The organism is Leptospira weilii serovar Ranarum str. ICFT, from assembly GCF_000332415.1.
Taxonomy (GTDB): domain Bacteria; phylum Spirochaetota; class Leptospiria; order Leptospirales; family Leptospiraceae; genus Leptospira; species Leptospira weilii_A.
In genome coordinates, this window is record NZ_AOHC02000045.1 from 33,627 (window position 1) to 50,099 (window position 16,473).

At 43.5% G+C, this 16,473-nt stretch carries 5 protein-coding genes and 2 pseudogenes; 5 read left to right on the top strand and 2 right to left on the bottom strand.

All coding sequences use genetic code 11. The features are described 5' to 3' along the window. Positions 1 to 89: 89 nt before the first annotated feature. A complete protein-coding gene (locus LEP1GSC060_RS15655) occupies positions 90 to 1,130 on the top strand; it encodes an MraY family glycosyltransferase (RefSeq protein ID WP_003007644.1) in 1,041 nt (346 codons plus the stop codon). 327 nt (positions 1,131 to 1,457) lie between these two features. Here the strand turns inward: LEP1GSC060_RS15655 and LEP1GSC060_RS15660 are convergent, their stop codons facing one another. Next, a complete protein-coding gene (locus LEP1GSC060_RS15660) occupies positions 1,458 to 2,354 on the bottom strand; it encodes a hypothetical protein (protein WP_003007551.1) in 897 nt (298 codons plus the stop codon). Positions 2,355 to 2,944: 590 nt separating this feature from the next. Between LEP1GSC060_RS15660 and LEP1GSC060_RS15665 the strand changes: the two are divergent. Then, positions 2,945 to 3,148, top strand: a pseudogene (locus LEP1GSC060_RS15665) (sugar phosphotransferase); the annotation flags it as partial. A gap of 794 nt (positions 3,149 to 3,942) precedes the next feature. Beyond that, positions 3,943 to 4,245, top strand: a complete 303-nt coding sequence (locus LEP1GSC060_RS15670; RefSeq protein ID WP_003007641.1) for a helix-turn-helix transcriptional regulator — start codon at positions 3,943 to 3,945, stop codon at positions 4,243 to 4,245. A 672-nt stretch (positions 4,246 to 4,917) separates the two neighbouring features. Here LEP1GSC060_RS15670 and LEP1GSC060_RS15675 read toward each other — a convergent pair. Next, positions 4,918 to 5,388 (bottom strand): LA_1841 family salt-regulated protein, encoded by a 471-nt coding sequence (locus tag LEP1GSC060_RS15675; RefSeq protein WP_036096776.1) that lies wholly within the window; start codon positions 5,386 to 5,388, stop codon positions 4,918 to 4,920. A gap of 535 nt (positions 5,389 to 5,923) precedes the next feature. On the opposite strand from LEP1GSC060_RS15675, the gene LEP1GSC060_RS15680 reads away from it, so the two are divergent. Together LEP1GSC060_RS15680 and LEP1GSC060_RS15685 are read left to right on the top strand one after the other, a co-directional pair. Continuing rightward, positions 5,924 to 10,315 carry an LIC12048 family lipoprotein gene (locus tag LEP1GSC060_RS15680; RefSeq protein ID WP_003007536.1) on the top strand — a complete coding sequence of 1,464 codons (4,392 nt, stop codon included), beginning with the start codon at positions 5,924 to 5,926 and terminating at the stop codon, positions 10,313 to 10,315. Positions 10,316 to 11,221: 906 nt separating this feature from the next. Next, positions 11,222 to 16,473, top strand: a pseudogene (locus LEP1GSC060_RS15685) (SpvB/TcaC N-terminal domain-containing protein); the annotation flags it as partial.

Genomic DNA, 16,473 nt, shown 5'->3' on the forward strand with positions numbered 1-16,473 from the left:
GTTAGGTTCTTTACTTTAGTCGGATTTGGCAATCAAAATCGTTTCGATTTCTGATTGCTTTGAGACTTCTCGTTTCTAGGTTGGAGGTAGTGAAACAGATTTCTTTTTTCTGGAACCCGGGCCTTCTTGCCGTTCTCGTTTTTTCGGTTACGATCTTTTTATCCCGGTTCTATCTGCATTCCAAACGGTTCGGGATCGCGGACGTTTCGAACGAAAGAAGTATGCACTCGGGTACCACGAAAAAATCCGGGGGAATTTGGATTTTTCTTCCCGTGTTTTGTTTGGCTGTAGTTTGGTTCGGAGGTTTTGAAATTCCGGATCGGAAGATTTTTCTTTTTTTTGCGGGTTTGTTTTTCTTTTTTTCGATCGGACTCGCCGATGACCTTCTTTCCCTCGGCGCGGGGATCCGTCTCGTTTTGGAAATTTTTTTCCTGATCGTTTTCTTTCAGTTGTTTCCGATTCGTTTTACGTTTTTAGGTTTTGAACCGGGAGCGATACCCGGTTTTTCCACGGCGCTTTGGATCGTCTACGTCTTGTTTGTCGTCAACGTCTGCAATTTTATGGACGGACTCGATACGTATCTTTCCTCTCATTTTCTTCTTTCGATTTTGGCGTTTCCTTTTTTGTTTCATTCTCAGCTTCCTTCCGTTTACGTTTGGATCGGCGCGGGTGTGTTCGGTTTTTTAGGATTCAATTTGCCCAAGGCCAAACTCTTCTTAGGCGACGCGGGTTCGCTTCCACTCGGTTATACGATCGCGGTTCTTCCTTTGTTTTTTTCGGATGAGAGGGTTTCGTTTGAAATCACTTCGGCTTTCTTTTTGCTTCCGGTGTTTTTTGTGGACGGTGTGATTACGATTTTTTTGCGACTTAAAGACGGAGAAAATATTTTCCAAGCGCACCGTAGACATCTCTATCAATTGGTCGCGGTTCGTACGGAGAACAAGGGTTTGGTCTCGTTTCTGTTTACGGCCGCCAATCTTCCCGCGATGATTTTTTTTGCAGTTCATCGCAACGTCGGAATTACGGGAAGCGCCGTGTTGGCGTTTTGTTTGGCGGGTTATGCGGGTTTGTATTTTGTGTTGTTTCGTAGATTGAAAACGCCTAAACCAAAACCCGTCGAGCGCCAATAGAAACGAGACGCTTTAGTTTTTTCGAGTGACTGGCTTCGAAGTATTTTTATCCAAAGAATTAGCTTCGTATAATTCTTTTGAATGTATCTCAGAATCTAAAGGCTCTAGTTTACAAAATTTTCCATCCATTACCGATTTCTGCGGGAATTTAGGTACACTCCGATTTTGAATTTTTATTCCGATAGATTGGTTGTTTGAATTTAGTTCATATTGGATTATTTTTTGAACTTTTTTAATCGTAAAATTGACGTCTTCCTTAAATTCGCAGAAACGTTCGCTTAACTTAACGACCGCGTTTTTGCGAAATCGCGAAGCGGGAAACCGCAGTTATGTGCGTTGTTTATATCTTTTTAATAATTTATCTAATTCGTCTTTATAACAACTTATATTATAGCCATGAATCATAGTAAAATCCAATTGTCGGCTTCCGGGTAAAGCATTCTTATAAGCTTCAATATCATCTATATACTTTAATTCTAATTTTATAAATTGATTTTTATCATTAGCTTTTTTAAAACTCTTCTCCAAATCATAAAGATTTTCGAGTTTTTTAATTAAATCATCTATTCGTTCTTTTGATAAACCGGATTTTTCCATAATTAATTTTATTACTCCTGACTTTGTCGATTTTGGAGTAATGCTTATTAATTTATCTTTTGATATGAATGGTAATGATATGTCTCGATCTATTTCCATATAACCCGCTATCATCCATAAAAATATTGAACCTGGCCCAATTGCAAAAGGTCCATTAATTTTACCATCAATAACTTGACAAAGAAGTTCTCCACTCGTATCTTTAAGAGCGGGATGAAACACAAAACTTCCATCGCCGCCGCTTATAGGTGATTGTATACTATATAAATCATAATCTTCATCCTTCCATTCGGTTCCCTCGAGATTTTTGACGTTAATTCTATTATCAAAAGCAATTTGTCCGCCGAATAAATTTTCTCCTTTCCAGATACCCATAGCTGCATGTTCAGAGAATATTCTTTTAACTGATTCAGGCCATTGTTCTATTTCTTTTTTATCCGCAGGCTCGGTAAGTTCAATGGAAACATCATTAACAAGCTTTACTTTAATATTTTCATCCACATATTCGATACCTTCGACTTTAGAAAAAATTCTCTGAAATAAATCCAAACTGGATGATGTATCCAATAAAAGCTCTCTGAAATGTTCGATAATTTTTTCATTATCCTGCGTCCAATCTTTATTCATTTTATTTCCTTTTATAATATTCTAATATAACTCCAAATTAATAACAAAATATTTTTCTCATATTATTTCACCTCCTCTAATAAATTTAGAGGAGCTTTGAGTGAAGGTCAATTAATATCAAATCAATGATTTCGCATCATCACTTCATAAAAAAAATAAGACAAACATGATTCAAAAGCAAACGACAGTATCTTTCTCCAATAGGCAACTCTTACTTAGAGCCGGTCTCAAAACTGGTAGATTGTTTCTCAATTCCAGCTTATCTCAAGTTCTATCAAAGTTTTGAGACCGGCTCTTAGATCCATATAAAGTTTGTCCGCCAACCGTCCGATTTTATCGGAATGGCCGCGAATCTCTGCGATTGTTTTAAGTTTTGGGACAGGCTCATAATAAAGTACCTAACTTTTCGCATTGAAACGGTGTTTTGCAATAAAAATTTACGGCACACAATTTTGTAAGGAAGTAGAGTGATGATCGCCGTATAAACGCCCTGGAACATAGGGTTAGGTTCTTTACTTTAGCCGGATCGGCAATCAAAATCGTTTCGATTTCTGATTGCTTTGAGACTTCTCGTTTCTAGGTTGGAAGTAGTGAAACGGATTTCTTTTCTCTGGAACCCGGGCCTTCTTGCCGTTCTCGTTTTTTCGGGGGAACTCCATACGATCTTTTTATCCCGGTTCTATCTGAATTCCAAACGGTTCGGGATCGCGGACGTTTCGAACGAAAGAAGTATGCACTCGGATACCACGAAAAGATCCGGGGGAATTTGGATTTTTCTTCCCGTGTTTTGTTTGGCGGGTTATGCGGGTTTGTATTTTGTGTTGTTTCGTAGATTGAAATTTCCCGGCAACGTTCCTTAATTTGAAAAGTTCGTCCGAGATATGATTTTTAATTTAGAATTTTCACTCGGAACCTCTTACTCATTCGAGTTATGGTTTTGTTTTTTATGTGTCAATCTCTCCGAGAAGTTTGATTTGTAAGTTCGCCTCTGTGTCAACTAACGCGTGTTTTGTGCTCCGTTTTCTCTCAAGTCCTCCGATTCACATTTTTTTTTCGGTCCCAAGGTATACGTACATGTATTTCTCAAAATTCGAATTGTATTCTATGCGGTGAACAAAAACTTGAATCTTCGGAAAGAGTGATTTTTTTTAAAGACGGCGACTTTGTTTTGAATTCCCAACGAAATCGAGACATCAGAGCGAGTGAGTTAAATCTTTCGCGACTGAAACGAAAGCGCAGAGCAACCGCGTTGAAGAAAACTCAATGCAACGGGACGCGTTACGTGGGATGAATGGGAATGTTGCTTACGTCGGGAAGTATTTGCGTTGATAAATCCGTACGTTTATGAGGACTTTTTGATAAAACAAGATTCAGTTTTAAAACACGCGCGCACCGAATTACAATTAGCGTCTCGTTTTAATAATTCGAGATTCATTCTATAAAATTTTAAGTTTATAACTTCACAAATCGATAGTTTTCAAAGTTTCAAGTAAAATCCAAGCTTATAAATCCAGCATTCCCCCGTATGTTTGTCGTGAAAATATCCTATTTTGGCATATTCCATTCCAGGATGTAGAATTTCTTCGTTTTGTTCAAGTCCCTGCATTCACGCGAAGCGAAGATTTTTTGTAAAAATTTAATCGCTGCCAGAAAAGACGCCGAGCTGACTCAGCTTGAGGTTGCGGAACGTTTGGGCGAGCCTCAGTCGTATATTTCCAAAATCGAATCCGGCGAAAGACGTCTCGACGTGATTGAATTTTGGAGAATTTACAAAATTCTCGGGAAATCTTTTGAATTCTATTTTCACTTTGATGATAAACAAAGCGGCTTTGAGAAAAAATCAAAATCCAAAACTCTCAAGGCGGCGAGCAGCAGACGTAATAGAGGTTAGGTTTTAGGTTTTAGGGGTTAGAGGTTAGGTAATTTACAGTAATAAGGAGATTCTGCTTTTGGTAAAGGCTAATCACTCTATTAGGAAAATGTAACTAAACCCTAACGACTAACCCCTAACTCCTAGAATAGGGGCTAGGTAATTTACAGTAATAAGGAGATTCTGCTTTTGGTAAAGTCTGATCTCTCTATTACAAAAATGTAACTAAACCCTAGAATAGGGGCTAGGTTTTAGGGGTTAGAGGTTAGGTAATTTACAGTAATAAGGAGATTCTGCTTTTGTTTAAGGCTAATCTCTCTATTAGGAAAATGTAACTAAACCCTAACGACTAGAACAGGGGCTAGGTAATTTACAGAAGAGGGAGATTCTGCTTTTGGTAAAGTCTGATTTTTTTCGTACTGAAAATGCTCCTAACGCCTAACGACTAACCCCTAACTCCTAGAATAGGGGTTAGGTAATTTACAGTAATAGAAAAATCATGCTTTGTCAGAGTCTAGTTTTTTTCGTACTGAAAATGCAACTAAACCCTAGAATAGGGGCTAGGTTTTAGGGGTTAGAGGTTAGGGATTTTACAGTAATAGAAAAATCATGCTTTGTCAGAGTCTAGTTTTTTTCGTACTGAAAATGCTCCTAACGCCTAACGACTAATCCCTAACGCCTAGTACTAGTACGTTAATTTTCTTCGGAAACTTTCTTCTTGTCTTTATTCTTATTTTCTTTCGTTTCTTTATAAGGTGTTAGAATTTTTTTAGCAATTTCCCAGGTTTGAACTTGGCCGCTGGTAGTCGTAAGTTGACCCGGTGTAGAAGTATTACCCGCATGGGTTCCGGACATATAATTTACGGAAGTAACGGTTCCGGAATCGGCTAATATGATTACGTCGGCTCCTTGTTCTCTTGCCTTTTCTTTAACGTATTCGATACAATGTTTTAATTGTCCGCAACGAACTTCTATGATTCCGATCTGCTCCACTCGATAGTCGGGTACGGCTCTCATAATCACGTCGATCGGTTCCGTTTCCGCAAGCGGCGGATAACTTCTTCCGGTTATCGTAAGGTTCCCCGTTGCACAATTCGTCAAACCGAAAACAACGAAACAAGATATTACAAATATTTTTCCTAACTTAAGTGAGTAAGTTGTCATTTAAAAAGTGAATTCTCCTTTATGGTTCTGGATCGTTTTTTAAAGAACCCTTATATGTCAAATTGAAAATATTTTAAACTCAACGATATCGGAGAAATGGAAACAAAGTGGGAACCCACAAGGGAATCGCCGAGCCCCTCCACCAACCTGACAATTAATTTGATGGGGCAACCAAAATATTATCACAAAAATCGTTTTTTTACTCAAAACGGCTCTTTTGAGATAGAATAGGTCGTTTGAGATCCGTTTTTTATATGCAAATACGCCGATTTGTGTTTTCAAACCGATCGGTTTGCGTATCCGATTTTTACCGAACGTTGTATGGAATCGGTTTCAAATAAATTTTTTTTTCGGTTTTATATCGCCACAACAGACCTTATTTTTTTCATAGTCGAATTGATCCTTTTGTTATTTGAACGTTTCTCGTCTTTTCCATTCGATTCGAAAGGCATAACGTACATAAGTCGATCGACTAACGGGTTGTATGTCGGTTGAGAACGTTTGAGTTCAAAAGCGTAAAACTATGAGGTGAAAAATGTTGAAAATTCGTTGGATTTCGTTTATCCGTTTCCGTTTAATTTCATTTTTATTAATTCCATTGGTTCTGACTTGCAGCTTGCTGGATAAGGATCGGAACTCGATGGACAACGTGGATCTCGCGGGCGCGATTTGGTTGGCCGCCGAACCCGTGAACGTGCAAGTGAACAACGAAGGTGTTCCCGTTAGACCCGGTAGTTCCGGCGGCGGATCTACGTCTTCTCCCGTTACTCCCGTGAACGGCCTTTTTAATCTTCCTCCCGGCAGAACCGTGGGCGCTAACGCTCTTATGGGTACGATCGATCCGACCGGCACTACGATCGTAAACGACTTTGACGGGGACGGGATCTTAAACCAGAATGAAACGTTAAGCAACGTTTGGGTGGCGGATTATCCGCAGATCGAAACCACGATCGCTCCTCCCGTTACATTAAAGATTCAAATATTAAAGAATTCGAATAATCAAAGCGATCAGATCGTAAGCGAGATCAACTCGGACGATTTTGAAGCGTCTAAAAACGAAGGTTCGGAAAAAATCCATCAGAACGAATTGAACGAAAGAACGGTTCAGTTTCAGGACTCTTTCAGCAGCGACGTCGAAGTAGGTACGTCACACGAACGATCCATGTCCGTCGGGGGTAGCACAAGCGTAATGGGTTTGGTTTCCGTCGGTATGAATTACGGTAACAGCACCAAAGACAGTTGGAATGCGAAACACGCCACTTCCGAAACTACCACGAAATGGGCGGATCGTCCTTTTAAAAACAATTTGGACCGGGACGCTTGGAACTTAAAATCGGATTCTTCCACAAACAAGGCCAGAAAGTATCGTTCGGATAAATCGGACAAGATCAACTCTACGTCCACGGTGGAAGCGAACGCGGGTGTGGTCAGGGCCGCTCTTTATATCAAAAATTTATCCGTGAACATGCCGGTTAAAATTTCAAACGTCCTTTGTTCTTTGATGTTCGAAACTCCGGGCGGGGAACTCGTTCCTATGTCCTCCTTTCGTTTGAGAAACGACGACTACAGTTTGTTCGAAGTGGAAGTGTACGGCGGTTCGGAATTCGGTCCTTACGTTGTCGAATTAACGAATTTGAATACTGCGGAAGTGGAAAAGGCGATCGCCGCGGGTTATACTCCGAAGATCATGATCGTGGACTATACCATGACTCACGTTGCGGATTCCAATTACAAATCCAGTCTGTTGAGTTATACCGGTAACAATTTGAAGATCGTTGAAGAGAACGCGAAAGGCAGAACCGCTTTGGTGAAAGTCTTCGGTCCGAGCATCCGAGAAATGTTTCGTGTTACCGCCTTTGATACCCCGAACGTTTCCAATCCTTGTAATACCACGACTGCGGACGTTTTTTCTCCGGGGATCAGTTTGAAAAAAGCCTTGGAAAGAATTTCCTGTTCCGGGAACAATATTACGTTTAAGGATTATGTAATCGATTTATCCGAGTCGGCTCCAACGCTCGGCGAAGCCAGGATCTATCTGAAAGGAATTCAATCTTTCGGCGGGATCAGCACGAATCTTCCCTGCACCGACGAAACGAGCACGGGAACGGACGGTGTTACCAGAACCGCCTGTGTTCAAAAACCGTATAGCCAATGGACGGAATCCGAAAAAAACAACTCGGGTGTTTGGGCCATTTATTCCAGAGGTAAATTTTATTCTCCCACCGAATACTGGACCGACTCAGGCAGCGTTCGCAAATTCGATCCTTGGCGGGGCGCCGTGGCGGCTCCGATTTTGAAAGGTGTGGATTCCATCATCTGGGCGGGTGACAACTACGACCTGGTCTATATCTCTTTTAAGGATTTTGCAAAGGTCGAACAAAAGTTCGGTACCAATCCGTTGGAAACAGGGAACGGTTATCCTCTCAATACCAAATGGGATCTGAAGACGCTGGGAAATCATCCTTATTATCCGGATACAAATTCTCTTTACTTAGGAGAAGTCGGTTTCGGAGAAAAGATCGAATTGAAAATCAAATTGGATAAGACGAAATATCTGGCGCCTAACTTCGGTACTGCGACCGACACGGGTCCTTATCAGTACTTTACGAATTTCAGTTACAATCCACAGACCTCCACCGATCGATACAATATCAACCAGGCGGCGGACTTTGAAATCAGCATGGGATTCGGGGGAAATCGCACCGATTGGTTCCACGTAATCAAGGACTTGAGTTCGAGCGATCCTTACAAACTGAAAAACTGCGGAACGACCCTGGACTTTATCAACCAGACATATACTCTCTGCGTACAATTGCCGACACTCAGCACGACCGTGGACCCGGCAATCAGTTTAGTAAAATTGTATATTAGACCTTCCTTAAATACGGCGTATCGCAAAACCATCTGGCCTTTGCACTACTCGCAGGTACGTAAACTGAAAGGAGAAGCGGGGGTACCGATCGTAAAAGGCACAAGCCTTGTCAAAGTGGCGAACTCGTACGGATCGGTCAACGTGGGTGATAACTTTTTTATCCAGGGAGATACCACAAACTACAAGGTAATACAGGTATTGCCAACGGCGCAGGACGGAACCTTTGACGTACAGTTGGATCGACTGATCCAAATCGACGCACAAAAGACGACTACCGTATATGTACCGGGAACCTTAACCTCACCGGACGTAAGACTTTCGGTGGATACGGGGTTTGTGACGGATTGGAACACTTTTGTGAACGCTTCTTTCAACCCGACCGCTTTTGATCAGATTCAATACAAACCGTTTCTGTTAAACGGAAACGTGAGTTGTACAACGAGTCCGTTTCATCCCGGTTCTTGTTTGGGATTTACACCCGAGTTAAACGCTCTCAACTGGATGGGGATTTACAACGAAGGTGTGGCGCTTTGGAACTCCTGGGCGGACGGAGGAGACTTTAGCAATTTCTTGTATAGCGGCTTGGTCCGTTTGACCGCGGCTACGGGTAAGTCGTATCGTCTGGAAAGTATGAACATGGATTTTACGGTCAGCGCGGATGTAAATGCACCGGACTTGGCATATGCCGCTGTTGCCAATCACGGGGATGTAGCCTTGACAGTTTGGAGACAGGGTACGACTCTGATCGGAAGATACAATCAAATCAGCACGGGCGCAGCTTTGACAAATCCTTTTAACATCAACACAACCGCTTCGACCGGAAATTATATCGTCAAAGCAAAGAACGGAAAGGCGGTGATTGCGTGGAACAACGGGGACAATATCTATGTATCCGTGAGAGACTTAAGCAATTTATCAACGATCGTAAGCGAAGCGTTTGTAGGTAATAACTTAGCTTCTCAAGGGTTTTCCGGATTTTCATATACATGGGACATTGCGATCGGCAATAATCGCGCTGCGATATTTTGGACTCAGCCTTCAAGTTCATATACTCCGGATAGCGGTTGCACCGGTTTTTGGTGCAGTGGGACATTCGTATTTAATTACCAAGGAATAGCGCGTTGGATCCGTTTAGACAATGGAGCCTTTCAAGGTGGGAATGTGAACATTGTAAATTTTGTATATACCAAATACTTCGATGGGTCTTCCATGCCTTATTACTACGACATACCGTATTTTCAAGCCGCAGCTAATGATAACAATCAAATCGTTTTTGGTTGGGTGTTAGCAAGACAGTCCTCCGAAGATCACACAGTTTTCAGTTCCGTATATGATATGACTACGGGCACAAAAATCGGAACAGACAAAACCCTTATTAGCGAATCGACAAGACCCGTGGATACGTTACAAGTGGGAGCCGCTACCGGAAGGGGAATGGTACTCTGGAGAAGAAACGACGGAATGATTTTAGGAAGAGGGATCGACACTTCGAATTCCAATCTATTAGGAACTGCTAATATTGAAGTGGAATCCGGAGGCGTGGATTCTCTAAAACTTAACTCTTTTGGAGATCGGGGACTTTTTACATATAGAAAGAACGGTAAGGATTTGTTTTTAAAGGTTTTAGACCTTCAGGCAGGACAATTGTTATATCCGAATGCGTTGTCTCTGGCTCAAACAACCGTTGATTCCAGAAACTTCAGCAACTCCGTATTGTCGGGTAATAAAATTTTGACTACCTGGGATCAGGTCAACGGAACGAGAAGAACCAATTGGGGGAGAGTCACTAACCTCGACACTTTCACGTTAGTCGGTCCTAAGGAATTTCAAATCAGCACCACCAACGAAGGGGTTCAATACACTCCGCGTGCAGTCGTGAACGACAGTGGACTCGGTCTTGTAGCGTGGCTCTCTCAGGACAAAACACAACAGAGAATCCGAGCTGCTAAAATTGATCTGGCGAACCCAGGCGCTCTTCAGTACGGTCTGAACAATTTCTTTGTGGCGCCTTTGATCGACAGGGACTTTACGATCCGAGCCAAGATCAAGTACTAGCGAGGGGCTAGGTTTTAGAGGTTAGGGGTTAGGGATTTTACAGAAGATGGAGATCATGCTTTGGTAAAGTCTGATCTCTCTATTACAAAAACGTAACTAATCCCTAACGCCTATAATAGGTGTTAGGTTTTAGGGGTTAGGGATTTTACAGAAGATGGAGATCATGCTTTGGTAAAGTCTGATCTCTCTATTACAAAAATGTAACTAAACCCTAGAATAGGGGCTAGGTTTTAGGGGCTAGAGGTTAGGGATTTTACAGCAATAGGAAGATTCTGCTTTTGGTAAAGTCTGATCTCTCTATTACAAAAATGTAACTAAACCCTAGAATAGGGGCTAGGTTTTAGAGGTTAGGGGTTAGGTAATTTACAGTAATAGAAAAATCATGCTTTGGTAAAGTCTGATCTCTCTATTACAAAAATGTAACTAAACCCTAGAATAGGGGCTAGGTTTTAGGAGTTAGTGGTTAGGGATTTTACAGCAATAGAAAAATCATGCTTTGTCAGAGTCTGATCTCTCTATTACAAAAATGTAACTAAACCCTAGAATAGGGGCTAGGTTTTAGGGGCTAGGGGTTAGGTAATTTACAGAAGATGGAAATCATGCTTTGTCAGAGCCTGATCTCTCTATTACAAAAATGTAACTAAACCCTAATCCCTAACGCCTAACGCCTAGAACATATTTGAATAACGAAATATACTGAAGTTGATTGAAGTAAAAATGAAAACGAACGCGAAAAACAAAATGAAAACGAATATGCTAAAAACAAAACACAATAACTTGACTGAAGCCGAGAGCCCGGTCCTCGCAAAAGCGAGAACCCGCCCTAACCCCTATTTCCTAACCGCTATCCACTATTTAAATAACATAATACTCTCAAGCGTATTGATTGCCACAACCTCGTGCGGAATGCTCCCCGGCAAACACGGAAACAAGAACAATTGGTGGATGGCGCTCGCGGGACTGGTCCCAGGAACAAGTTTTCCGTCATCCGGAAGCGGAGTGGGAAGCGGCACGGGAGCGGGGAACACAAGCCCCGGAAGCGCACCGGCGCCCGAAGGAAGCGACCTTTTTTCGATCTCGACTAACTACAGTGCTGCGATCGACGATCCGGCAACAAAGGCGGACCCGCTTGCAGGAGCCGCGTTCATTGCAGCCCCCGAACCGGGACATTACGGAAACGTAAATCTCACATATCCGATCCACACACCACCCGGAAGAGCGGGAATCGAACCCAAGCTGAGTCTAACGTATTCCTCAACGGGAGGAGACGGATTTGTAGGAGTGGGATGGAGCCTAGGACTTGGGAGTATCACAAGAACCCCCGAATACGGAGCCCTGTGGTATGACACAAGAGATACGTTTACCTGGAACGGACAAAAACTCGTCAAAGTAGCGGGAACAAACACGAACGAAAACGGAATCTACAGACCCGAAATTACGAATGAAGAACTTGTAATATTAAAACTTTCTCAAATAGAAAGCGGTGGAGTTTGGGAAGTGCTCGATTTTACCGGAACCAAAACGATCTACGGAGAAACCACAGCCGGTAGAATCTTTAACCCACAGATTCCAAACCGGACATACAGCTGGTATCTCACAAAAACAGAAGACAAAAACGGAAACTACCTCCAAGTCACATACGACACAAGCGAATATTTTAATAAACGAAATCTGTATTTGAAAGAAATCCGATATACGGGAAACTCAAAGAGCGGACTCCCCGCAAAACAATACGTAAGGTTTTTCACCAAACAACGAGAAGACGGTTACGTCTCAAACGCCCCCGGCTTTTTGATGAAGATGGACAAACTCCTGGAACGGATCGAAGTGGGATGGGATAGCGGTGGAAAACTCTTTGAATACACTCCCGAATACGAAATCTCCGAAGACTCGGGAAGACCCCGACTTACAAAAATCGGATCGACACGTCATACGACAGCCCCCGAATTTGAATACCAAACATCGAGCCGACTACTCACCTGGCAAACCGTTGTCAACCAAACCGCAAGCGAACTTGAGGACGATCCCCACTCCACACAATACTTTGAAGGAGATTTTAATGGAGACGGGATCAGCGATTTACTCTTTTTTAATGCGAAGTCCGGAAACTGGAAGGCGGCGGAAGGCAGAAAAGAAGGAGGTTACAACTTTAGAATATACGCAAACCGATATCAAGGATACACAAACGGAGAGAAGATAAAATTCTTTAAGGGAAATGTAAGCGGAGATTTTAACGGAGACGGAAGATCGGATATCGCGTTTTACTTGCCGGAAACCAGAGACTTTGTAGTGGCCGAACACGACGGAAGAGTTTTTCAGTTTAAGTCGTATGGACGTCTCATGGTCGGAGTTCCGGACATCTTTCGAATGGAATGGTTTCCGGGAGACTACGACGGAAACGGACTGAGCGACAGCGTGCTCTTTGACGAACCCACAGGACAGTGGACTTTGATGCTCAACAAAGGCGGTAGTTTTGAATTTTTAAGATTTGCAAAGAAGTTTCAAAATATATTCAGAAACGATTATATTCCAAATTCAAACTTAGACAGCGTCAGCACGAACGATTCTACAAAACCCGGAAAGGATCACGACAAGGTAAACTTCCTCGTGGGCGACTACAACGGAGACGGAAGAACGGACATCTCACTCTACGATGCAAGGAGCGGCAAGTGGTTCGTGGGAGAAAATCATCGGAATGAAAACAAGAATGATCCCGTTTACTTCCAAATGCAGTGGAAGTTGTACAAGGTGTTTACCGCACCCGAACAGGCGTTGTTCGGACACGACCGGTTTTCAGGAGACTTTAACGGAGACGGACTTTCCGACTTTCTAATATTCGATCGTTCGAATGGAGAATGGACGCTGGGCGAAACCGGAGACACGACGATCAACTTCAAGATCTGGTCGAGAACACCTCAGTTCAAACCCGTAACCCGTTGGCTCCAAGGGGACTTTAACGGAGACGGAAGAACCGATATCGGATTTTACTCAGCAAGCGATCAGAAGTTTTGGATCGGAGAAACCACACAAAACGGATTTAGATACAAAGTATATAGCGACATGAGCTACGGACCCGACGCGGACAGAATCATGCAAACCCCACTACCCAAGGACGAGGTGAAAATAGAATCGGGAAAGGCGAGCTTTGTGGCGGCAAACAACACAAAGACGATTTTACTGAATTACAAATATGACGGAAATCTAAATTACACAAAAGGAGAACTGGTATACACGGGATGTTTTACAAACGACGATTGTTCCGCTTCTCCCGAACTTTTGATCTTTGACAGAAAAGCGAACGCATGGGACATCCAACGGGGAAATGCGTTTACGGAAAGAGTAAACACGAATTTCAACCCGGAAACAACCGGAGTTACGACCCTCTTGGGAGGAAAACCGGACCGATATACGAACAACACAAAAGACGAAGTGTTGTTTCACAAAAAACAGGGAAATACAAATCAACTTTTTGCAATTAAAAACACAACCGGAACTACATTCGACATTTCGAATGTAGCCACCTTCACCGATACCGACGTTTCCAAGTTCGATCCGTCGAACAGCGGGTATGTGCTCGATCATTTCGAGAACAATTCTTCTCAGTCGGCTCTGATTCTGGACGATCAAACGACTTCGGGGAACGCAAGGTTTGTCCTTTCGGGCTTGAGTGGAACCAAGATCCTCACACCTGCGGGAGATTTGACCGCGACCGACTTGAACGATCTCTTTCAAGCGGGCACGAGCGAGAACAGACAACGTAGAAAAGAATTCAGTTTGTTTTCGGGGAAGTTTACTTCCACGCAAGCGCAACTCTTACTCGTGGACAGAAGGGCCACGGTTTCCAAATGGTATTTGGGTTCGATTAGTTCTAACGCCATCCAATTTAAAAAACTCACAGGAGAGTTTTCCCTTCCGATCACGACAAGCGATTACAACGCAGCCAGCCCCGCGGGGATCGTGTATGCTCTTACAAACACGGGTGAGATCGTGTTCGGGAAAACCTTAGACAACGGGACTTCGTTTTACAAAATCAAAATCAATTCTGCGAATATTACAAAAACGATATTCAACGCGGGGACGATTCTTTTCAGCGACCGGTTTGACAATTCCGGCAATCCGATCGTTACCTCGGGTGGGGAAGACAAGTTGTATGACCTCGCAACCGGTAAGATCGTGGCTCTTCCGGGTAACGTGCTCGCAAAGTCCTTGGACCGTCCCGACCTCGTCGCTCAAGTCTACGTGTTTCAGTGGATCCAAGGGGACTACAACGGGGACGGTTTGACGGACATCGGTATTTTTCATCTGAAAGAACCCAACTGGTATTTTGCACTGAGCACGGGGAGCGTTCCCGACATCATCGAGAAGGTCAAAAACGGAATCGGTGGTATTTACTTTTTTGAATATTCCAATTCCACCAAGTTTGACAATACGGGGGACGACGATATCCCGGACCTTCCCACAAGTTACCGTGTCTGCACAAAAGTTACCATCGAAGACGGCTTTTTGAACAGAATCACGAAAGATTTCGAATACAAGAACGGGTTTGCATTCTCTTCATTCATCAACGGAAAAAAAGAAACCGATTACTTCGGGTTTTCCGAGTTTGTCGTACACGAAGCGTATGGGGAAAGAACGATCCACAAATTCCATACGACTCCATATGCAGACTTCCTAATGAACCGGGCTCTTTCCGGGGCGGAGTTTGAAACCCGTATCGTCGGGAACGACAACAACGATTACGGTGTCGTACAAACGACAACGGACGTAAAACAGATTGCGATGGCACCGGGTATTACGAGTTATCTTCCCGTTACGACTAAAATTGAAAAGTTTTTGAGTGGATCGAGAACGACAACAGAAAGTTCCGACATTACAATCAGCGGGACCAAGATCAGTCGCAAGACCGACACGACAACCGATCACTTTTCCGACACGGTACACGGGGTTACGTCCACGACGAACATTACGGATTTTGATACCGATGATACGACCAACCAAAGACGTACGACTCGTTCTGTTGCGAACAGTGGGAGTTCCCACGAGATTACGTCGCTTTTCAGTTACGACAGTCGTGGGAATCTTGCAAAACGTGTGAGTTCCTACACGGGGAGCGGTCTCGGTCCTGTGGGTTCTCACACAACCGAATTTGAATATGATTCTCACGGAAATCAAACGACCGAAAAAGATTCGAGTTCCAGCCCTGCGCGTGGGAGTTCCTACAAATACGACAACGAACTGAATCAGTTTGTGACGCAAGAGACAAAATTCGGTGGTTCCATCCAAATCCCGACGACGTATCAGATCCATTACGGAAGTGCGTTCGGTTCTCCGACCACAACCACCGACGCAAACGGGAACAAAAGCATTTTTGAATATGATGAATACGGAAGACTCTCCGTGCAAGCGCGGACACAGACGACGGTTCTCGTACGACTGCGACTTACTCGTACGACGCTTCTTTTCCTTTGAGCGCGAAAACCATTCTCCCATCGGGAACGGCTGATCCTGACTTTTGCAAGTCGGACCTACGCGGACGGAATGGGTCGTAACATCTACACGGTCAAATCTGCGTCTAACGGTGGATATGCGATCACGGGTAGACTTGTCTACGACGGGACTGGCAAACTCGTTCGCAAAGGTCAATCCAACTGGGCGTCGTCGGGTGAAATCGACCGGTTTGTTTTACACTTGGAAGAAAGAAATCCGACTTCGTTCGAGTATGATCCGATCGGTCGGGTGAAAAAAACAATTCTTCCGACGGCGTATGAAGGGGAAACGACTCCTACGATCATCACGACCGCCTACAACTCCGCGTTTGAAACGACGGAGACACACAGCTCCGGTACGAGCAAACGAATTGTTAAAAACGCAAGCGGTGAAATCCTCTACGTCGAAGACTTTGCAAGTGACGGAAGCGCGGCCAAGATCGGGTTTTGTTACGACATTGCGGGAAACCGTACCAAGAAGTCGGACTTAAACGATTCTAACTTGATGTCCTGTCCGAATGCAAGTGCAGGAGTTCCTACAAAAGATGTCAGTGGCAAGAACCAGGCGTTTTGGAGTTACGACGCGTTTGGGAAACTGCGCGCGGAAAGTGATCCCGACTTGGGTGTGAGTTCCTACAATTACAACGCATTTGGCGACCTCATCTCCAGCAC

Excerpts from the sequence above, each read along its gene's own strand:
- LEP1GSC060_RS15660 (WP_003007551.1), bottom strand. The coding sequence starts at position 2,354 with ATGAATAAAGATTGGACGCAGGATAATGAAAAAATTATCGAACATTTC.
- LEP1GSC060_RS15675 (WP_036096776.1), bottom strand. The coding sequence starts at position 5,388 with ATGACAACTTACTCACTTAAGTTAGGAAAAATATTTGTAATATCTTGT.
- LEP1GSC060_RS15680 (WP_003007536.1), top strand. The coding sequence starts at position 5,924 with ATGTTGAAAATTCGTTGGATTTCGTTTATCCGTTTCCGTTTAATTTCA.